Origin of the sequence: Micromonospora sp. CA-111912 (assembly GCF_050948415.1) — a bacterium.
Taxonomy (GTDB): Bacteria; Actinomycetota; Actinomycetes; order Mycobacteriales; family Micromonosporaceae; genus Micromonospora.
Genome location: NZ_CP192007.1, coordinates 2,512,021 through 2,531,719, shown reverse-complemented (window position 1 = coordinate 2,531,719; position 19,699 = coordinate 2,512,021). Strand labels below are relative to the sequence as shown.

The window sequence follows — 19,699 nt, the reverse complement described above, 5'->3', positions numbered from 1 at the left end:
GTCGCGCGGGAAACGTCGGCCAGGTCACCGGGGGTGCCGGCCGGCGTGCAGACCCGGCGCGGGGGGCCTACCGTGAGGACGTTGTCGACCTCGGGAGGATGGAGCGTGCCGATACGGGACTGGTTCCTCACCGCGCAGGAACGCGCCAACCCAGCCTCCGAGTTACCCGTCTGGACGACCGGAAACCTCGCCGAGCCGCTGATTCACGGCGCGGCCTACTTCGACCGGCTGGTCAGCGAGGTGGAGGCGCTTCAGGAGGGCGACCACCTCTTCTTCACCGACTGGCGCGGCGACCCCGACGAGCGGATGCGCCCGGACGGGCCGACCGTGGCCCAGCTCTTCAGCCGCGCCGCCCAGCGCGGCGTGGTGGTCAAGGGCCTGCTCTGGCGCTCGCACCTGGACTCGTTGTCGTTCAGCGAGGCCGAGAACCGCAGCCTCAGCGAGACGATCTGCGCGGCCGGCGGGGAGGTGCTGCTCGACCAGCGGGTCCGCCGCGGCGGCTCGCACCACCAGAAGCTGGTGGTGCTGCGCCATTCCGCCGCCCCTGAGCGGGACGTCGCCTTCGCCGGCGGGATCGACCTGTGCCACAGCCGCCGGGACGACGCCGAGCACCACGGCGACCCGCAGGCGGTCGGGATGTCCCCCCGGTACGGCGACACCCCGCCCTGGCACGACGTGCAGCTCGCCCTGCGCGGGCCGGTGGTCGGCGCGCTGGACACGGTCTTCCGGGAACGGTGGACCGACCCGATGCCGCTGGACTCGGAGAACCCGCTGGCGTACCTGCGGGATCGGCTGCGCGGCTCGGACCCGCTGCCCGAGAAGCCGGCCGACCCCCCGCCGTGCGGCCCGCACCGGATCCAGGTGCTGCGCACCTACCCGGCGGTGCGCCCGCGCTACTCCTTCGCCCCCGACGGCGAGCGCACGGTGGCGCGCGGCTACACCAAGGCCGTACGCCGGGCCCGCCGGCTGATCTACCTGGAGGACCAGTACCTCTGGTCGACCGAGGTGGCCGACCTGTTCGCCCGGGCGCTGCGCGACAACCCCGACCTGCACCTGGTGGCCGTCGTCCCGCGGCACCCCGACGTGGACGGCCGGTTCGCCCTGCCGCCGAACATGGTCGGCCGGGAGCAGGCGCTGTCGCTGTGCGGCAGGGCAGCCCCGGGCCGGGTGCACGTCTTCGACGTGGAGAACCACGCGGGCGACCCGGTGTACGTGCACGCCAAGGTGTGCGTGATCGACGACGCGTGGGCCAGCGTGGGCAGCGACAACTTCAACCGCCGCTCGTGGACCCACGACAGCGAGCTGTCCTGCGCGGTGCTCGACGACACCCGGGACGAGCGGGCCCCGCTGGACCCGGGTGGCCTCGGCGACGGGGCCCGGCTGTTCGCCCGGGAGCTGCGCCTGCGGCTGTGGCGCGAGCACCTGGACCGGGACCCGGACGGCGGCTCGGACGACGGCCTGCTGGACCCGGCGTCGGCGGTCGAGACGATCACCGCGTCGGCCGACGCGCTGCAACGCTGGCACGACTCGGGCCGGGTCGGGCCCCGGCCGTCGGGCCGGCTGCGCCCGCACCGGCCGGAGCGGCTGCCCTGGTACACCCGGGCGTGGGCGCTGCCCGCGTACCGGGTGGTCTACGACCCGGACGGCAGGCCGCTGCGGGCCCGGCTGGCCGGCACCTGGTGACCGGCCCGGCCGACCGTCGCCGCCGGGCTGCGGGCGAGCACGCTCTCCCCGCCGGGGTACGCGAACGACGCGCGCGGTGAGTAGAAGCCGGCGGTGATGACCAGCGGGTTGGCCGGGCGGAGCGGGTAGACCGGGTGGTCCGGGTCGAAGAAGTCCACCGACTCGACCTCGAACGGGGCCACCGGCTCGGCCAGGTACGGATAGACGCCGCTGACCAGGGCGTCGCCCCGGCCCGTGAGGTACCGGTGGTGGCCGCTGCGGATGACGTGCCCGGTGTCGCCGACCCGGGCCCGGGTGCGGATCAGGGGCACCCCGTCGACCTCGGTCTGCGCCACCAGCGTGTCGCCCCGCTGCTCCAGCCAGGTGCGGCCGGCGGCGACCGGGGCGCCGCGCGCGGCGGCGTAACCGCGCACCCGGGGGCTGGAGCACAGGTAGTGCGTCCACCAGCCGCCCGCCAGAGGACGGTCCGGGGCGTCGAGGCCGGCGACCGACACGCCGAGATAGGTCAGCGAGTACGCGCCGAATCCGGAGGTCTGGGTCTCGTCGTCGACCACGTACTGGTTCATGAAGACCCGGCGGTCCTCCCCGGCGCGCAGGCCTGCCGGCAGCAGGGCGGCGATCACGTCCGGTTCCGCCGGTAGCCAGCTCAGATAGATCATCCGGCTGTGCACGACGAGGTGCGGATCGGCGGGGTCGAGCACGCTGCCTCCGGGCCAGGGGGATTTCCCCGCGACGCTACGGGCGGCCCCTCGGGCGGGACAAGGACGGAAAGCCGACAGGCGCGCCCGTCTGTCGGCTTTCATGTTGACGTGGGCCACGTGCACATCGGCCGATCGGACACCGCGACCTGGCGAGCCAGCCGGGTGCAGGCCCCGACCTGCCGCGCAGCCCTCGCCCTAGGGTGGTGACGGCCGCCGAACAGCTGCGCGGCGTGGGCCGTCCGGCCCGTGCCGGACTGGCCGATCGGCTAGCGAACCGGTAATCACGATCACACCTTCCGGTCTCTACGCACCTTTCGCGAGGCTTGTTCCCAGAAATACCTTAAGTACATCGTACTTTCGGCTAGATTTTGGGGAGCCGATCAGGTTAAGGTGAGTCCCGAACGGACGATCTGAATCTAAACCACAGCGTCACGCCTTTATCCGCGGACGAGGTGCAGGGAGGACCACCGAATGACCGCGCCAACGATCAGCGAGCAGACGAAGACAGCGCCGGCCGTCGCCACCAAGAAGCTGGACCCGCGAGCGCTCACCGACAGCGCGGCCGACGTCCTCAACGCGATGGCAGCGCTGCCCGCCAACCACCCGTCGCGCGCCGCACTGCGGGACAGGGCGATCGAAGCCTGGCTGCCGCTCGCCAACCACCTCGCCCACCGCTACAGCGGCCGGGGGGAGCCCACCGACGACCTGGCGCAGACGGCCGCCATCGGCCTGATCAAGGCCATCGACAAGTTCGACCCGTCCCGCGGCGTCGACTTCGCCGGCTACGCCATCCCCACCATCATCGGCGAGCTCAAGCGCCACTTCCGCGACCGCACCTGGGACATCCGCGTGCCGCGTCGCCTCCAGGAGCTGCGGCTGGCCATCTCCGACGCCAACAGCTCGCTGCTGCAGACGCTGGGTCGCTCCCCGACGGTCGCCGACATCGCCGCCCACCTCAAGGTCACCGAGGAAGAGGTCCTGGAGGGCCTGGAGGGCGCCCGCGCGTACAACGCGGTGTCGCTGTCCACCCCGACCGGCGACGGCGACCGGGCCACCGAACTGGGCGACATGCTCGGCGGCGAGGACGGCGAGTTCGAGCTGGCCGAGCTGCGGGTGGCCCTGGGCCCGGCGCTCGCCACGCTGGACGAGCGCGAGCAGAAGATCCTCACCCTGCGCTTCTACGGCAACCTGACCCAGTCGCAGATCGCCGACCAGATCGGCGTCTCGCAGATGCACGTGTCCCGGCTGCTGGCCCGGGCGCTGACCAAGCTGCGCGGGCAGCTCGACGGCACGTACTAGGGGCACCACCGGTGGTCCGGTCGGCGGGCCCGACCACCGGTGAACCCGCAAGGCCCGGTCGGCGATGCGCCGACCGGGCCTTCGCCGTGCCGGCCGTGCTGGCCCTGCCCGCTCCGGTCCTTCCCCCGCCGGGTCAGCCCCCCGCCGGGTCAGCCCCCCGCCGGGTCAGCCCCCCGCCGGGTCAGCCCCCCGCCGGCTCCCGCCACATCGGGTAGAACGGCGTGCCGTCCGGCAGCCGGAAGCTGTCCCGCGCCCGGTAGCCGTGCCGCGCGTACAGGTCCCGGCTGATCTCGCTGCTCGCCTCCAGGTAGCCCGGCGCCCCGTCGGCGTCCAGCCTGGCATGGTGGTGCCGCAGCAACGCGGAGCCGAGCCCCTGCCCCTGCCGGTCCGGCGCGACGGCGAGGAAGGCCAGGTGGTGGTGGGCGGCGTGCGGGTGGTTGGCGGCGAACAGCACGTCGAGGTGTCGGAACCGCTCGACCCACTCCCCGCAGGCGGCGGCCAGCCGGGCGTCGTAGTCCACCGGCGGCGGGACCTCGTCGCCGACCTGCGGAAACCACACGGCCACCGCCGCCCGGTCCGCGGTGGCGTACACCTGGCCGTGCGCCATTGCGTGCCCGACGAAGATCTCGAAGTTGCCGGCCAGCACGGCCTCCCGCTCGGAGTCGTCCGGCACCAGCCACCGGCTCACCGGAAGCACCAGGAACGCCCGGGCGATCCGCTCGGCCACCAGCCGGGTCTCGGCCGCGCCGAGGCGCTCGACGCGCACGTCGCTCACCGCCGACCCCCCGTCCCCACCGGAACCTGCTCACCGGAAGGACCCGGCGTGACCAGCATGGCCGCGCTCTCCGCGCCCAGTCCGATCCGGGCGTAGGCGTCCGGCCGTCTGCGGCGCAGCACCAGCGCCCAGTGCAGGCCGAGCAGCGCCACCACCGGGAACGCCGCCGGAACGCCCCAGCGCAACGGTGAGTCGGGTGCCACGCCGAGCAGGACGGCGAAGTTGTCCAACGCCACGATGATGATGGCGACCAGCGCCACGGCGGCCAGCCCGGGGGCGACCAACCGCCGCCACAGGCTCTCCTCGACGCGGGTGCGGGCGAAGTACGCCATCACCGCGATGGAGGTGGTGGCGATCAGCAGCAGCACGCCGAAGCCGCCGCCGACACCGGTGTAGTAGAAGAGCTGGCGCACCGGGTCCCAGCCGTTGGTCGCGTACAGCAGGATCACCAGCAGGCCGAGGACGCTCTGCGCGAGCGAGGCGACCCGGGGCGACCCGGTACGCGGCGAGGTCCGCCCGAACGCCTCCGGCAGCACCCGCTCCCGGCCGAGCGCGAAGATGTACCGGGCGGTGGTGTTGTGGAACGAGATCATCGCGGCCAGCACGGAGGTCATGAACAGCGCCTGGCCGATGGTGACGGCGGTGTCGCCGAGGTGCGCCCCGGCCAGGTTGAAGATCAGCTCGACGCTCTGCTCGCCAGCCTGCGCGGAGACCTGGTCCGGGCCGGTGGCCACGGTCATGGTCCACGACGACAGGGCGTAGATCCCGGCGATGATGGCCACCGACAGGTAGGTGGCCATCGGGACGGTGCGCTTCGGGTCCTTGCTCTCCTCGCTGAACACCACCGCGGACTCGAAGCCGACGAAGCCGGTCGCGGCGATCACCAGCAGCGCGCCCGCGCCCGGGACGAGCAGGCTCGCCGGGGAGAGGGCGGTGAAGCTGGCCGAGCCGCCGGCCGGGTGGCTGAGCTGCCCCAGGTCGAACACGAGGATCACCACGATCTCGGCGACCAGCAGCACCGCGAGCACCATGCCGTTGACGTCGACCCGGAGCAGGCCGAGCACGGCGACCATGGCCCAGGCGGCCAGCGCCACCACCCACCAGGCCGGGTCGACGTCGAAGAGCCGTTGCAGCACCGGGGAGGCCGCCGCTCCGATCGCGCCGTACAGCCCGACCTGGAGCGCGTTGTACGACATCATGGCGATCCAGGCCGCGCTGACGCCGGCCGGCCGGCCCAGCCCTCGGGAGACGTACGCGTAGAACGCACCGGCGTTCTCCACCCGACGGGCCATCGCCACGTAGCCGACGGAGAACAGGGCGAGCACCGCCCCGACCACCAGGAAGGCCAGCGGCATGCCGGTGACGCCGGTGACGGCGTACCCGGTGGTGACCACGCCGGCCACCACGGTCAGCGGGGCGGCCGCGGACAGCACGAAGAAGATCACCGACGGCACACCGAGCCGACCGCGGGCCAACGCGTCGGAGACGTTGCTCGGTCGTTGGACGGTCGCTGTTGGGGACATTGGGGGTGCTCCGGTTCCAGGGAGGGGTGAGGGCCCGGCCGGTCAGGGCATGCCGCGCAGCACCGACGCGCCCACGGCGGCCTCGGCGTGCGCGACGAGCTCCTTCAGCGGCGGGGGCAACGCGGGGATGAGGACGCCGAGCCGGTGGTGGGCGCGGGGGTTGGCGCTCCACAGCACCTCGCGGGTGAGCCCGGCGGCGGAAACCAGGCCGAAGAGCAGCGCGTCCGGCACGGCCGGCGGCTCCGGCTGGTCCAGCAGGGCCCGCAGCCGGGTGGCCGGCCAGGCCACCGCGTTCAGGTCGATCGGTACGTAGCCGATGGTGGTGCGCAGCAGCCGACGGCTCTCCTGCCGGTGCAGCACCCCGGCCCGGGCCAGCCGCTCCGCCACCGACGTTGCCGCGGACTGCCCGAGGAAGCTCAGCCAGGTGCGGACCGACTGGTGCTGGGGCTCGCCGATCAGCTGGTCCAGCACGGTGTGCGCCAGGGCGTCGGCCGGCGGGCGACGGTCTATCACCGTCACGTTGCCGGCGCTGACGGTGATCCGGCCGGACAGGACCAGCTCGCCGAGGAGCCCGGCCGCCAGGCAGATGCCCGCCGCGCTGGGGTGCAGCTTCGCCCGGCCCCGGCTGTCGTTGTGGGCGATCAGATAGAACTCGTCGGCGATGAGCAAACGAGCCTCCCGAACGGATTGTCCACAACAGATCAACGCCGGGTGAAAGGATGCACGCCCTCTGTTTGCAACGCAACTCCCAGTCTTGGCAGTTGCACTCCGTGCACATGCGACCTGCGGATCTTGTCGAGACGGACTCGGAGGGTGACCGCCGACCCGATCGTCCGCGCCGCGCCGGCGCTTTACCGGGTCGCCCGGGGACGACGCCGAGGCGTTGATCGAGAGCGCTACGCGGCACACCCACCCGCCGGCCTCGACGCGGTACGCCCCGACGGACGCCCGCGCCGTCGGTGCGACAGTAGGTGGGTGCTCGACGACGTACCCCTCGACCTGCCGGTCCGGCCCGCGCTGCCGGCGCTGCTCGACGCGCTGCGCGCGGCCGGCGGCGCGGTCCTCGTGGCGCCCCCGGGCACCGGGAAGACCACCCTCGCCCCGCTGGCCGTGGCCGGGGCGGTCGCCGGCCGGGTGGTGATCGCCCAGCCCCGCCGGGTGGCCGCCCGCGCGGCGGCGCACCGGATGGCCGCCCTGCTCGGCGAGCGGGTCGGCGACCGGATCGGGTACGCGGTGCGCGGCGAGCGCCGGGTCGGCCCCGCCACCCGGGTCGAGGTGGTCACCACCGGCCTGCTGGTACGCCGGCTGCACCATGATCCGGAGCTGCCCGGGGTCGGCGCGGTGCTGCTGGACGAGTGCCACGAGCGGCAGCTCGACGCCGACCTGGCGCTGGCGTTCACCGTCCAGGCGCGGGCGACACTGCGCCCCGACCTGTGGCTGGCCGCCATGTCGGCCACCCCGGACGCGGACCGGTTCGCCGAGTTGCTCGGCGCCGACGGCACGCCCGCCCCGGTGGTCCGGGCCGCCTCGGCCCTGCACCCGGTGACCCGGGTCTGGGCCCCGCCGCCCCGGCCGGTCACCCCTTCCGGGGCCGGCCGCGTCGACCCGGCGCTGCTGGACCACGTCGCGGCGACCGTACGCCGGGCCCTGACCGAGCGGGACGGGGACGTGCTGGTCTTCCTGCCCGGGGTGGGCGAGATCGCGGCCGTGACCCGCCGACTGGCCGACCTGCGGGGCTCCGTCGCCCTGCTGCCGCTGCACGGCCGGCTGCGCGGGGCGGAGCAGGACGCCGCGCTGCGTCCCGCCGACCGGCGGCGGGTGGTGCTGGCCACCGCCGTGGCGGAGAGCAGCCTCACCGTCCCCGGGGTCCGGACGGTGGTCGACGCCGGGCTCGCCCGGGTGCCCCGGGTGGACCTGGCCCGAGGGCTGGGCGCGCTGGTCACGGTGCCGGTGTCCCGGGCCGCCGCCACCCAGCGGGCCGGCCGGGCCGGCCGGGAGGCCCCCGGGCACGTGTACCGGTGCTGGTCGGAGGCCAGCCATGCCCGGCTCGCCGCGCAACCGGAGCCGGAGATCGCCACCGCCGACCTCACCGGGTTCGCCCTGGAGCTGGCCGCCTGGGGCGAGCCGGACGGCAGCGGGCTGGCCCTGCCCGACCCCCCGCCGGCCGCCGCGATGACGGTCGCCCGGGAGACCCTGACCACCCTCGGCGCGCTGGACGCGGCCGGCCGGATCACCGCCCGGGGGCGGGCGATCGCCGGCGCGGGGGCGCATCCCCGGCTGGCCCGGGCCCTGCTGGACGGAGCAGCGGTGGTCGGCGCCGACCGGGCCGCCGAGGTGGTGGCGCTGCTCGCCGAGGACACCGTCGCCGGGCCGGGCGACGACCTGACCGCCGGGTGGCGCCGGGTGCGCTCGGGTGCCGACCCGGGCGCCACGGCCCGCTGGCGTGCCGAGGTGCGCCGGCTCCGCGCCGCCCTACCCTCCGGGGCGGACGGCCGCACGTCCGCGCGGGAACGCGGGGAGGGCCGACTGCCCGACGATCTCGCCGCCGGGCTGCTGGTCGGGCTGGCGTACCCGGAGCGGCTGGCCCGGGTGCGCCGGGCCGGCGGGTCGGCGTACCTGATGGCGGGCGGAACCGAGGCGGAGCTGGCGCCGGGCTCGGGGCTGGCCGGCGCGACGTGGCTGGCCATCGCGGTGGCCGACCGTTCCCCCGGCGCGCCGACCGCCCGGGTCCGGCTGGCCACCGGCCTGGACGAGGCGACCGCCCGCGAGGCCGGCGGCCCGCTGCTACGTTCCGCTCGGGAGGTGACCTGGTCCGGCGGCGACGTGGTGGCCCGGGAGGTGGTCCGGCTCGGCGCGATCGAGCTGGTCGCCCGGGCGCTGGTCCGGCCGGAGCCGGCGCTGGTGGCCGCGGCGCTGCGCGACGGGCTGCGCCGCAGCGGCCTGACGCTGCTGACCTGGACCCCGGCCGCGCGCGCGCTGCGCGAGCGGATGGCGTTCTGCCGGCACGCCCTCGGCCCGGACTGGCCGGACGTGGGCGACGAGGCGCTGCTCGCCGGGGTGGACGCCTGGCTCGGCCCGGAGCTGGCCGCCGCCCGACGCCGGGCCGACCTGGCCCGGGTCGACGTGACCGCCGCCCTGCGCAGGCTGCTGCCCTGGCAGCAGGCCGCCCGGCTCGACGAGCTGGCCCCGGAGCGGCTCGCCGTGCCCAGCGGCTCCCGCGTCCGGGTGGACTACGCCGACCCGGCCGCCCCTGTCCTGGCGGTGAAGCTGCAGGAGACCTTCGGCTGGGCCGAGGCGCCCCGGATCGCCGGCGGTCGGGTGCCGGTGCTGCTGCACCTGCTCTCCCCCGCCGGCCGCCCGGTGGCGGTCACCGCGGACCTGGCGTCGTTCTGGCGCACCGGCTACCCGCAGGTCCGCGCCGAGCTGCGCGGGCGCTACCCCCGGCATCCCTGGCCGGAGGACCCGACCACCGCCGAGCCCACCCGCCGGGCCGCCCCGCGCCGCCGCTGACCCGCCGCCGCGCCGGGCCGCCGGCCGGGCGGGGCAGGACGGGTGCGCAAGGGGGCCGGGTCAGGCCTCGGCGACCACGTCGGCGACGACGACGGTGATGTTGTCGGGGCCGCCGGCGCGTAACGCCAGATCGATCAGCCGCCGGGCGCACCCGTCCCGGTCCGGGTGGGCGCCGAGCACCTCGGCGAGGGTGTCCGGGCGGACCACGTTGGACAACCCGTCGCTGCACAGCAGCCACCGGTCGCCGGCCCGGGGCACCATCGTCGCGTACGCCGGGGAGACCTGCTCGCCCTGCAACGCCTGGGTGACCACGGCCCGGCGGGGGTGGCTCGCGGCCTGGTCGGCGGTGATCACGCCCTGATCGACGAGCATCTGCACGAAGGTGTCGTCCCGGGTGATCTGCTTGAGCACCCCCTCCCGGTAGAGGTAGGCGCGGGAGTCCCCGACGTGGGCCAGGGCGAGGCAGCTTCCGGTTCGGGCGAAGAGCAGGGCGGTCAGGGTGGTGCCCATGCCCTGCCGCTCCGGGTCCTCCCGCACCGCCTCGCGGATCCCCGCGGTGGCCAGCTCGATCCCGCTCTGCAGGGCGGCGACCAGGGCGTCCTCCGGGGTCGCCAGGTCCAGCGGCCCGACCGCGTCGATCGCGATCCGGCTGGCCAGGTCGCCGGCTGCCATCCCGCCCATGCCGTCGGCGACGGCGACGAGCCAGGTGCCGGAGTGCAGGGCGTCCTGGTTGCCGCTGCGAATCAGCCCGCGGTCACTCACCCCCACGGAACGCAGCTTCAGGGTCATGGGACGCAGCCTGCCAGTTGGAGGGCGCAGTTGTCTCTAGGAGATCGCCACGACGTCGCGTGGCGCGGCGAATCTCACGCGGCGGACCGGACCAGGGGCGTGAACGGGTCCAGTTTATTCAGCATCCTCAATTGACACGGCGGACACCCGCTGGAAACATCGGAGCGACACTGGGAGCGCTCCCAGGAATTGGTGCAGCCCGTCCCCCCGGAAGGAACCCCCGTGACGCCATCCCGACGCCGCCGACGCCGCCTCGCGGCACTCGCCGCGGCGACCGCCCTGGCCCTCACCGGCACCACCGCCGGCGTGGCCCACGCCGAGGTCCCACCGGACGCCCCCGAGCAGCTGAAGAACGGCGACTTCGGCGCGGGCGTCGCCCCCTGGTTCTCCTACGGCACCGGCCCGCTCGGCGTCACCGACGGCCGGCTCTGCGCCACCGTCCCCGGCGGGCTGACCAACCCCTGGGACGCCGGCATCGGCCAGGACGCCGTGCCGCTGGAGGCCGGCGCGGAGTACGAGCTGGCCTTCGACATCTCCGCCACCCCCGGGGCGAACGTCAAGGCCGTCCTCCAGCTCGGCGCCGCCCCCTACACGCAGTACGCCAGCGTGGATGCCGCCGCCACCAGCGGCAGCCAGCACTTCGCCAAGACCTTCACCGCCGGCGAGGACAACCCGGGCGCGCAGCTCATCTTCCAGGTCGGCGGTGCCGCCGCCGAGCAGACGGTCTGCCTGGACAACGTCTCGCTGCGCGGCGGCGAGCCGCCCGAGCCGTACGAGCCGGACACCGGCCCCCGGGTACGGGTGAACCAGGTCGGCTACCTGCCCGGCGGCCCCAAGAACGCCACCGTGGTCACCGAGGCCACCGCCCCCCTCGACTGGCAGCTCCGCTCCGCCGCCGGCGCGGTGGTGGCCGGCGGGCGAAGCACCCCGCGCGGGGTCGACGAGGCGTCCGGCCAGAACGTGCAGACCGTCGACTTCTCCGCCTACCGCACCCCGGGCACCGGCTACACCCTGGTCGCCGACGGCGAGACCAGCCACCCGTTCGACATCTCCGGCACGCTCTACGACAAGCTACGCGCCGACGCCCTCCAGTTCTTCTACGTCCAGCGCAGCGGCATCGCCATCGACGGCGACCTGGTCGGCGACGAGTACGCCCGCCCCGCCGGCCACCTCGGCGTCGCCCCCAACCAGGGCGACACCAGCGTGCCCTGCCAGCCGGGGGTCTGTGACTACTCCCTTGACGTGCGCGGCGGCTGGTACGACGCGGGCGACCACGGCAAGTACGTGGTCAACGGCGGCATCGCCACCTACCAGCTCCTGAACGCCTTCGAGCGGACCAAGACGGCGGCCACGGCCGACGGCGGCGCGGGTCTGGCCGACGGCTCGCTGCGGGTGCCCGAGCGCGGCAACGGCGTGCCGGACGTCCTCGACGAGGCCCGCTGGGAGTTGGAGTTCCTGCTGCGCATGCAGGTGCCGGCCGGCAAGCCGCTGGCCGGGATGGCCCACCACAAGATCCATGACAGGAACTGGACCGGCCTGCCGCTCGACCCGGCCGCCGACCCGCAGCCGCGCGAACTGCACCCGCCGTCCACGGCCGCCACCCTCAACCTGGCCGCCGTCGCCGCCCAGTGCGCCCGGCTGTTCGCCCCGTACGACGCGGCGTTCGCCACCCGCTGCGGCACCACCGCGAAGACCGCGTACGCGGCGGCCAAGGCCCACCCGGCGGTGTACGCCAGCCCGGCCGACGCCACCGGCGGCGGCGCGTACGACGACACCGACGTCAGCGACGAGTTCTACTGGGCCGCTGCGGAGCTGTACCTGACCACCGGCCAGCCGGCGTATCTGACCGACGTGACCGCCTCCAAGCACCACACCGGCGCGATCTTCGGCGACCAGGGCTTCGGCTGGCAGGGCGTCGCCGCGCTGGGCCGGCTCGACCTGGCCACCGTGCCCAGCGGCCTGCCTGCCGCCGACCGGGACCGGGTGCGCGCCTCGGTGACCGCCGCCGCCGACCGCTACCTGGAGATCCTGCGCGGCCAGGCGTACGGGCTGCCGATGCCCGGCGACTCGGCCAGCTACTTCTGGGGCGGCAACGGCAACATCGCCAACCACGCGGTCGTGCTGGGCACCGCCTTCGACCTGACCCGGGACTCGAAGTACCGGGACGGGGCGGTGCAGGCCGCGGACTACCTGTTCGGCCGCAACGCGCTCAACATCTCGTACGTGACCGGGTGGGGCGAGCACGCCGCGCGGAACCAGCACAGCCGGATGTTCGGCAACCAGTTCGACCCGACCCTGCCGAACCCGCCGGCCGGCTCGCTGGCCGGTGGCGCGAACGCCGCCCTCCAGGACCCGTTCTCGGCGAACCTGCTGGCCGGCTGCGAGCCGCAGTTCTGCTACATCGACGACATCAACTCGTACTCGACGAACGAGGTGGCGATCAACTGGAACTCGGCGCTGGCCTGGCTGGCCTCGTTCCTCGCCGACCAGGACGACGCGGCGGCCGTGCCGGCCCCGACCTGCGCCGTGTCGTACACCAACTACGGCGCCTGGTCCGGCGGCACCGGGTTCACCGCCCAGGTGACCATCCGCAACACGGGCACCGCCGCGGTGAACGGCTGGACCGCCCGGTTCGCGTTCACCGGCGACCAGCGGGTGCGCGAGGCGTGGATGGCGAGGGTGACCCAGTCCGGGGCCACGGTGACCGCGAAGAACGAGTCGTACAACGTCCGGATCGCCCCGGGCGCCACCGCGATGTTCGGCTTCAACGCGACCACCGCCGGCGGCGCCAACCCCGCCCCCGGCCTGGTCACGGTCAACGGCTCCCCCTGCACCCTCTCCTGACCCACCCCACTTCACCCCACTAGACGGCAAGCTCGCGCAATTTCCTGGAATTGGTGGCCTCCCCCGCGCTGGGAGGCCACCATTTCCGTGTTTCTGCACGGATCACCCGCGTTCCCGCCGTGGGCCGCACGGGGAGCCGATGTCGCAAACGATTCAGCTCCACCGCGGCCCGGGGCGAGTCACCCCGCCGGGCGGCGCATGGCGACCCGGGCCGCCGGGTCCAGCCCCAGCCCCGCCTCGGCGGCCAGCACGGCGGTCAGGCCAGGGGTCAGCTCCTCCGGCATCAGCTCGCAGAAGCCACAGCGGGCGTAGTACGGGGCGTTCCACGTGGGCGGCACCGTCGACCATGTCGACCACCACGAAGGCGACCGGCTCGCCGGACGGGCGGGCCTCCGGCCACAGGCAAACCGTTGGCCGAGGAGAGAGCCGGAGCGCCCGCTCCCCTCGTGTTGCGGGAGGAGCGGGCGCCCCGGTGGTGCCGGATGACACGGTGGCGTCGAGTGACGCCGTGACGCGCCAGGGTCAGGCGGGGAGGCCGCCGACCTGGGTGTTGATCCAGGTGCGGATCGACGGCAGGTCACCGTAGATGGACGGGCCGGTGGCGCAGGTAGGGTTGTTGTTGCCCGCCCGGCTGGTCGCGCCGATCAGGTTCCACACGCCGCTGACCTTGCGCACCTGGGGGCCGCCGGAGTCGCCGTAGCAGGCGCCGGCGACGCCGCCGGTGTTGTTGGTGCAGATCTCGTACGTGGCGTTGATGCCGCTGCACCGGCTGTCGGCCACGATCGAGGTGTCCAGTTCCCGGGCCACGGTCGGCGCGGAGCCGCAGCCGGACGTCGGGCAGGTCTGGCCCCAGCCGATGATCCGCGTGGCGGTGCCCACCGCTCCCGAGGTGGTCGGGATCGTGGCCGGCGCGTGGCTGACCGAGCTGGCGAGCTGGAACAGCTTGACGTCGATCGACGGGTGGTTGACCGCCCGGCTCACCCCGACGACGGTGCCGCCGCTGGTGCGGTTGGTGCTGCCCACCCGCACCGAGGCCGGCGTCGGGCAGTGCTTCGCGGTGACCACCCAGTTGGCCTTGATCAGCGAGGCGGTGCAGCCGGAGCTGTACACCAGGAAGGAGTAGTTCTCCGAGGCGGGGACGCCGCCGACGACGTTCGGCGTGATGTCCCCGTCGGCCTCCTCGCCGTTCCAGACGTACGTCTTCGCGGCGGTCGGCGCGGCGGCGAGGCCGCCGGCGAACAGCGAGTTGACCCGGGACGCCTCGGCGGCGCTGGGGTTCGCGTTGGCGCAGGAGACCGGCGCGCTGCTGCCCGACATCAGGTCGGTGCAGAGCCCGGTGCGGTTGTCGGGCAGGCCCAGGATGTGGCCGATCTCGTGGGTGGCGATCCGGGTCCGGTTGTACCCCTGGTTCACCGCCTGCCAGCCCATCCACACCCGACCGTTGCCGAGCGAGGTCGTCTGGGCCCGGGGCCAGCCGGCGTCGACGTAGATGGTGATGTTGCCCGGGGTGGCGGGCAGCAGCCGGACGGTGCTGACCTTGCCGTTCCAGATCTGGGCGGCCTGGTCGAAGTTGGTACGGAACTCGCCGGCCCGGCTGGCGTCGTAGTAGACGGTGCGGACGGCGGACGCGCTGGTGCCGGTGGCGGCCAGCATGCCGGCCGCGGACAGGACCACCGCGGCCACGGCTCCCACCGTGCGCAGCAGGTGTCGTCGGATCACACGCACTCCTCTGGATCACGGCGGCGCTGCCGCCTCCATCGATGTGCGTCGACAATAATTCGACCTCGGTCGATCCGGCGCATAGCGGTTGCGTCATACGACCACGGAGCGCGGGAGGCGTCAGCCGATCTCCTCGTCGACGAAGCACCAGCGCCACGCCTCGCCCGGCTGGATCGAGCGCATCACCGGGTGCCCGGTGGCCTCGAAGTGCTTCGTCGCGTGCTGGTACGGCGAGGAGTCGCAGCAGCCCACCTGCCCGCAGGCCAGGCAGGCCCGCAGGTGCACCCAGTCGTCGTTGCCGACGGCCACGCAGTCGGGGCACTCCGCCGTGGTCAGCGGCTCGACGGCACCTGCCTCGGTGAGATGCTGGCAGCTCATCACTCGGTCTCCTGTCGCAGCAACGACTCCTCCAGGTCCAGGTCACGGTAGGCCCGCACCAGCACCTCCTCGGGAATCCGGCCGGCGTCGCGGGCGGCCCGGAACACCTCCCGCTCCGCGTCGATCATCTCCTGCCGCAGCCGACCGTACGCCTGGGACGGGGTTTCCCGCACGGCGCCGCCCAGCCGCTCCCAGGCCAGGTTGGTGCGGTCCTCCAGCCCCCGGCGCAGCCGGTCCACGACCGCCTTCGGCGCGCTGTCCGCCAGCGCGTCGAGCCGCTCCCGGGCGGCCCGGCTGGCCTGCTGCTGGACGCCGGCCGCGGAGAGCGCGTCCTGCATCGGGTCGTCCGGCGGCAGCCTGAGCCGGCGGGCCACCGCCGGCAGGGTGGCGCCCTGGGCGACCAGCGTCACCACGATCACCGCGAAGGCCAGCCAGATGAACAACTGCCGGGGGTAGGGGCGGTCCTCCGCGAGGGTGAGTGGCAGGGCCAACGCGGCGGCGAGGGTCACCACGCCGCGCATCCCGGCCCAGCCGATGACGATCGGGAACTTCGCCGACGGCCTCGTCTCGCGCTGCCGGATCCGGGGCACCAGCCGGGCCAGGTAGGTGGCCGGGAAGATCCAGACGAACCGGGCCAGGACGACGGTCGCCAGCACCGCCGCGGTGATCGCGGTCAGGAAGCCGAGCGGCTCGTCGAGGTCCCGCACCACCTCGCGCAGTTGCAGGCCGACGAGCAGGAAGACCAGCCCCTCCAGCAGGAACCGGGTCAGCCGCCAGAACGCGCCGATCTGAAGGCGGGAGGCCGCCGACATCAGCATCGGCATCCGGTGCCCGATCCCGAGCCCGGTCACCACCACCGCGACCACCCCGGAGGCGTGGATCGCCTCGGCGGCGAAGACCACCGCGAACGGCACGATCAGCGACAGCGCGTTGTCCAGCACGGCGTCGCTGATCCGCTTGTGCAGGAACCCGAAGACCACCACGCCGGCCAACCCGACCAGGATGCCGCCGCCGGTGGCCGCCACCACCTCCCAGGCCACGTCGCCGACCCCGACCGAGGTGCCGATCGTCGCCATCGTGGCCACCCGCAGCAGCACCAGCGCCGTGGCGTCGTTGATCAGGCTCTCGCCCTCGAGGATGGTCACCACCCGGCGGGGCAGCCCGATCCGCCGGGCGATCGCGGTGGCGGCCACCGCGTCGGGCGGGGCCACCACCGCGCCGAGGGCCAGGCAGACCGCGAACGGCACCGCCGGCAGCAGCAGGTGCACGACGAGGCCGACGGCGAACGCCGTGAAGATCACCAGGCCGACGGCGAGCAGCAGGATCGGCCGCAGGTTGAGCCGGAACGCCGGCACCGACGTCTCCAGCGCCGCCACGTACAGCAGCGGCGGCAGGATGCCCACCAGCACCAGATCCGGGTCGAGCCGGACCTGGGGGAAGCCGGGCACGAAGGAGAGTACGAGGCCGACGACCACCAGCAGGATCGGCGCCAGCAGGCCGAGCCTGCGGGCCAGCGCCGCGCCGAGCGTCGCGATCGCGAGGAAGACGACGACCTCGAACAGTGACTCCATGGGGTACGAGCCTAGGCTGCGCCCCCGTCCGGGCGGATCACGCCGCTCGCAGTTTCGGCAGCACCTCGGCGCCGAAGGTGTCGATGAAGGCCCGCTGCTCCTGCCCGACGTGGTGCAGGGCGATCTGGTCGAAGCCCAGCTCCACGTACTCCTGGAGCCACCCGACGTGCCGGCCGAGGTCGGCAGAGACGTTGACCGTCGAGGTCACCTTCTCCAGCGGCACGTCGGCGGAGACGGCGTCGAAATGCTCGGCCGTGTCCAGGTCCCAGCAGATCGGCGGGGCGAACACGTTGCTGCGCCACTGGTCGTACGCGAGGGCCTCGGCCTCGGCCTGGTCGGGCGCCCAGCTCACGTGCACCTGCAGGTGCAGCGGCCCCCGGCCGCCCGCGTCCCGGTAAGCGTCGATCATCTGCCGGAGGTGATCGGTGGGGGCGTTGACGGTGATCAGCCCGTCGGCCCACTCCGCACACCAGCGGGCGGTGGCCACGCTGACCGCCGCGCCGATCAGCGCGGGCGGCTGCTCGGGGCGGGTCCACAGCCTCGCCCGGTCGACCGTCACCAGGCCGTCGTGGCTGACCTCCTCGCCGGCCAGCAGCGCCCGGATCACGTCGACGCACTCGCGCAGCCGGGCGGTGCGGACGTCCTTGCGCGGCCAGGCGTCCCCCGTGATGTGCTCGTTGCTGGCCTCGCCGGTGCCCAGGGCAGCCCAGAAGCGGCCCGGGTACATCGCACCGAGAGTGCCGATCGCCTGCGCAATGATCGCCGGGTGGTACCGCTGCCCCGGCGCGTTGACCACGCCGAAGGGCAGGTCGGTGGCCTGGAGGGCGGCGCCGAGCCAGGACCAGGCGAACCCGGACTGGCCCTGCCGGGCGCTCCACGGGGAGAAGTGGTCCGAGGACATGGCCGCGTCGAAGCCCGCCCGCTCGGCGTGGATCACCGCCTCCAGCAGCTTGGCCGGGTGGATCTGCTCGTGGGACGCGTGGAAGCCGAACACCGTCATGAGCGCACCTCCTACCCATGACGGTGTCCGGCCAATCGCTACTCGGCGTGCGCCCCGGCACCGGCCGAGGCCTCGCCCCGGCCAACCCAGACGGTCTTGGTGTTGCAGAACTCGCGCATGCCCAGCGCGGACAACTCCCGGCCGTACCCGGAGTTCTTCACCCCGCCGAAGGGCAGTTCCGGGAACGAGGTGGTCATCCCGTTGACGAAGACGTTGCCAGCGTCCAGGTCGGCGGCGAAGCGCTCCTGCTCGTCCGGGTCGGTGGTCCAGGCGTTGGAGCCGAGGCCGAACGCGGTGCCGTTGGCCACCTCGATGGCCTCGGCGTACGAGGAGACCCGGTAGAGCCCGGCGACCGGCCCGAACACCTCCTCGGTCCACATCCGCATCTGCGGAGTCAGGTCGGTGACCACGGTCGGCGGGTAGAACCAGCCGTCCCCGGCCGGCTTCTCGCCGCCGCACAGCACCGTGGCGCCGTGGTCCACGGCGTCCCGTACCTGGGCGTGGACCTCGTCCCGGCCGCCGGAGCTGGCCAGCGGCCCCACGTCGGTGCCGGCGTCCATCGGGTCGCCGACCCGCAGCGCGGCCATGTTCGCGGCGAACCTCTCGGCGAACGCGTCGAAGACGTCGGTGTGCACGATGAACCGCTTCGCGGCGATGCAGGACTGGCCGTTGTTCTGGCAGCGGGCGGTGGTGGCGACCTCGGCGGCCCGGTCCACGTCGGCCGAGGGCATCACCACGAAGGGGTCGCTGCCACCCAGCTCCAGCACGGTCTTCTTCAGCTCCCGGCCGGCGATCTGGGCGATCGACCGGCCGGCGCGCTCGCTGCCGGTGAGGGTGGCGGCGCGCACCCTCGGGTCGCTGAGGATCCGGTCGACCGCGTCCGAGCCGACGAGCAGGGTGGTGAACGCGCCCTCCGCGAAGCCGGCCCGGCGGAACAGGCCCTCCAGGTACAGGGCGGTCTGCGGCACGTTCGAGGCGTGCTTGAGCAGGCCGGTGTTGCCGGCCATCAGCGCCGGGGCGGCGAACCGCATGACCTGCCAGAGCGGAAAGTTCCACGGCATCACCGCGAGCACCGGCCCGATCGGCTGGTACCGGACGAACGCGCGGGTGGCGTTGACGGCGCGGGCGTCCGCCGGCTCGTCGGCGAGCATCCGCTCGGCGTGCGCGGCGTAGAACCGGCAGGCCGACGCGCACTTGGTCACCTCGGCCCGCGCGGCGGCGTACGTCTTGCCCATCTCGGTGGTCATCAGCCGGGCGGTGTCGTCGCGCTCGGCGTCGAGCAGGTCGGCGGCGGCGCCCAGCCACCGCCCCCGCTGGGCGACGGTGGTCCGGTGCAGGTCCCGAAAGGCCAGGTCGGCCCGCTCGATCGCCGCGTCGAGCTGCTCGGCCGACATCGGGTCGTACGACTTGAGCACCTGCCCGGTGGCGGGGTTGGTGGTGGCGATGGGCATCTCGTACTCCTGTCACTCGAACAGCGAGTGCCGCGCGCCCGGCTGCTCCCGGCGGCGCGCGGCCCGACGGCGCTGGATGACGAAAAGGTCGACCACGGCGACGGCAGCGAAGACCGCGCAGACCACGCCCAGCCACACCACGTCGGCCCGGAACGCCAGTACGGCGAAGACCGCCATGGTCACCAGCCCGAAGCCGGCGAGCGCGAGGCGGAGGTTGAGCGCGCTGTACGCGTGGCCCACCGTTCCGCGGGCGCGTCGGGGCTGCGATCTCGTCATCCCTGCGAGCTACCCCCGATCGGCGCGGTTAACCGACCCGGCCGCGCCGGCCGCCCCGGAAGCACGCCACCCGGCCGGCGCCGCCCGCCCGGCTCGCGTGCTCCGAACACCCGGCCGGTCAGTCCCACCCTTCGGACAGCCCGGTGGGCCGGGACACACCCGTCGTGGGGTGCGTTACAC

The 19,699-nt window shown here is 74.1% G+C and carries 16 protein-coding genes and 1 pseudogene; 4 read left to right on the top strand and 13 right to left on the bottom strand.

Going from position 1 to position 19,699, the window contains the following annotated elements; translation table 11 throughout:
• Nucleotides 1-105 precede the first annotated feature (105 nt).
• Nucleotides 106-1,683, top strand: a complete 1,578-nt coding sequence (locus ACQPZO_RS10575) for a phospholipase D family protein (protein WP_433349268.1) — start codon at nt 106-108, stop codon at nt 1,681-1,683.
• Here ACQPZO_RS10575 and ACQPZO_RS10570 read toward each other — a convergent pair.
• Nucleotides 1,632-2,384, bottom strand: a complete 753-nt coding sequence (locus ACQPZO_RS10570) for a hypothetical protein (protein WP_433349266.1) — start codon at nt 2,382-2,384, stop codon at nt 1,632-1,634. The genes ACQPZO_RS10575 and ACQPZO_RS10570 overlap by 52 nt on opposite strands.
• Before the next feature lie 471 nt (nt 2,385-2,855).
• Here ACQPZO_RS10570 and ACQPZO_RS10565 point away from each other — a divergent pair, with 471 nt between their 5' ends.
• Nucleotides 2,856-3,683, top strand: a complete 828-nt coding sequence (locus ACQPZO_RS10565) for a SigB/SigF/SigG family RNA polymerase sigma factor (protein WP_433349264.1) — start codon at nt 2,856-2,858, stop codon at nt 3,681-3,683.
• Between the two features lie 181 nt (nt 3,684-3,864).
• Here the strand turns inward: ACQPZO_RS10565 and ACQPZO_RS10560 are convergent, their stop codons facing one another.
• The 3 genes from ACQPZO_RS10560 to ACQPZO_RS10550 are packed head-to-tail and all read right to left on the bottom strand — an operon-like array spanning nt 3,865 to nt 6,650.
• The gene (locus tag ACQPZO_RS10560) at nt 3,865-4,458 is read right to left on the bottom strand and encodes a GNAT family N-acetyltransferase (RefSeq protein ID WP_433349262.1); all 594 of its coding nucleotides are present in this window, start codon (nt 4,456-4,458) and stop codon (nt 3,865-3,867) included.
• On the bottom strand, nt 4,455-5,981 hold the full coding sequence (locus tag ACQPZO_RS10555) for an APC family permease (protein WP_433349260.1): 1,527 nt from the start codon (nt 5,979-5,981) through the stop codon (nt 4,455-4,457). The genes ACQPZO_RS10560 and ACQPZO_RS10555 overlap by 4 nt, the downstream gene beginning before the upstream one ends.
• 42 nt (nt 5,982-6,023) lie before the next feature.
• Entirely contained in the window at nt 6,024-6,650 is a 627-nt protein-coding gene (locus ACQPZO_RS10550) for a GOLPH3/VPS74 family protein (RefSeq protein ID WP_433349258.1), read from the bottom strand.
• Nucleotides 6,651-6,956: 306 nt separating this feature from the next.
• On the opposite strand from ACQPZO_RS10550, the gene hrpB reads away from it, so the two are divergent.
• A complete protein-coding gene (gene hrpB / locus ACQPZO_RS10545; protein ID WP_433349256.1) occupies nt 6,957-9,491 on the top strand; it encodes an ATP-dependent helicase HrpB in 2,535 nt (844 codons plus the stop codon).
• A gap of 60 nt (nt 9,492-9,551) precedes the next feature.
• On the opposite strand, the gene ACQPZO_RS10540 is transcribed toward hrpB, so the two are convergent.
• Complete coding sequence (locus tag ACQPZO_RS10540; protein ID WP_433349254.1) at nt 9,552-10,280, bottom strand: PP2C family protein-serine/threonine phosphatase; 729 nt, start codon at nt 10,278-10,280, stop codon at nt 9,552-9,554.
• A 222-nt stretch (nt 10,281-10,502) separates the two neighbouring features.
• On the opposite strand from ACQPZO_RS10540, the gene ACQPZO_RS10535 reads away from it, so the two are divergent.
• Nucleotides 10,503-13,124, top strand: a complete 2,622-nt coding sequence (locus ACQPZO_RS10535; protein ID WP_433349252.1) for a glycoside hydrolase family 9 protein — start codon at nt 10,503-10,505, stop codon at nt 13,122-13,124.
• A 179-nt stretch (nt 13,125-13,303) separates the two neighbouring features.
• Here the strand turns inward: ACQPZO_RS10535 and ACQPZO_RS10530 are convergent, their stop codons facing one another.
• The 8 genes and pseudogenes from ACQPZO_RS10530 to ACQPZO_RS10495 form a co-directional block, all read right to left on the bottom strand.
• Nucleotides 13,304-13,462 carry a hypothetical protein gene (locus ACQPZO_RS10530; RefSeq protein WP_433349251.1) on the bottom strand — a complete coding sequence of 53 codons (159 nt, stop codon included), beginning with the start codon at nt 13,460-13,462 and terminating at the stop codon, nt 13,304-13,306.
• A 184-nt stretch (nt 13,463-13,646) separates the two neighbouring features.
• On the bottom strand, nt 13,647-14,366 hold the full coding sequence (locus ACQPZO_RS10525; protein WP_433350928.1) for a S1 family peptidase: 720 nt from the start codon (nt 14,364-14,366) through the stop codon (nt 13,647-13,649).
• Between the two features lie 45 nt (nt 14,367-14,411).
• Nucleotides 14,412-14,777 (bottom strand): annotated as a pseudogene (locus ACQPZO_RS10520) (snapalysin family zinc-dependent metalloprotease); the annotation flags it as partial.
• Nucleotides 14,778-14,963: 186 nt separating this feature from the next.
• Nucleotides 14,964-15,221 carry a UBP-type zinc finger domain-containing protein gene (locus ACQPZO_RS10515; protein ID WP_396673978.1) on the bottom strand — a complete coding sequence of 86 codons (258 nt, stop codon included), beginning with the start codon at nt 15,219-15,221 and terminating at the stop codon, nt 14,964-14,966.
• Complete coding sequence (locus ACQPZO_RS10510) at nt 15,221-16,792, bottom strand: Na+/H+ antiporter (RefSeq protein ID WP_433349249.1); 1,572 nt, start codon at nt 16,790-16,792, stop codon at nt 15,221-15,223. The genes ACQPZO_RS10515 and ACQPZO_RS10510 overlap by 1 nt, the downstream gene beginning before the upstream one ends.
• Nucleotides 16,793-16,829: 37 nt before the next feature.
• A complete protein-coding gene (locus ACQPZO_RS10505) occupies nt 16,830-17,792 on the bottom strand; it encodes a TIGR03885 family FMN-dependent LLM class oxidoreductase (RefSeq protein WP_433349247.1) in 963 nt (320 codons plus the stop codon).
• A gap of 38 nt (nt 17,793-17,830) precedes the next feature.
• Nucleotides 17,831-19,243, bottom strand: coding sequence for an NADP-dependent succinic semialdehyde dehydrogenase (locus ACQPZO_RS10500; protein WP_433349245.1), 1,413 nt, complete (start codon nt 19,241-19,243; stop codon nt 17,831-17,833).
• A 12-nt stretch (nt 19,244-19,255) separates the two neighbouring features.
• Complete coding sequence (locus tag ACQPZO_RS10495; protein ID WP_433349243.1) at nt 19,256-19,519, bottom strand: DUF6343 family protein; 264 nt, start codon at nt 19,517-19,519, stop codon at nt 19,256-19,258.
• Nucleotides 19,520-19,699 lie beyond the last annotated feature (180 nt).

Bases quoted from the DNA above. Each gene is read 5' to 3' on its own strand.
- ACQPZO_RS10565 (WP_433349264.1), top strand. From the start codon at position 2,856: ATGACCGCGCCAACGATCAGCGAGCAGACGAAGACAGCGCCGGCCGTC.
- ACQPZO_RS10555 (WP_433349260.1), bottom strand. From the start codon at position 5,981: ATGTCCCCAACAGCGACCGTCCAACGACCGAGCAACGTCTCCGACGCG.
- ACQPZO_RS10540 (WP_433349254.1), bottom strand. From the start codon at position 10,280: ATGACCCTGAAGCTGCGTTCCGTGGGGGTGAGTGACCGCGGGCTGATT.
- ACQPZO_RS10515 (WP_396673978.1), bottom strand. From the start codon at position 15,221: ATGAGCTGCCAGCATCTCACCGAGGCAGGTGCCGTCGAGCCGCTGACC.
- ACQPZO_RS10510 (WP_433349249.1), bottom strand. From the start codon at position 16,792: ATGGAGTCACTGTTCGAGGTCGTCGTCTTCCTCGCGATCGCGACGCTC.
- ACQPZO_RS10505 (WP_433349247.1), bottom strand. From the start codon at position 17,792: ATGACGGTGTTCGGCTTCCACGCGTCCCACGAGCAGATCCACCCGGCC.
- ACQPZO_RS10500 (WP_433349245.1), bottom strand. From the start codon at position 19,243: ATGCCCATCGCCACCACCAACCCCGCCACCGGGCAGGTGCTCAAGTCG.
- ACQPZO_RS10495 (WP_433349243.1), bottom strand. From the start codon at position 19,519: ATGACGAGATCGCAGCCCCGACGCGCCCGCGGAACGGTGGGCCACGCG.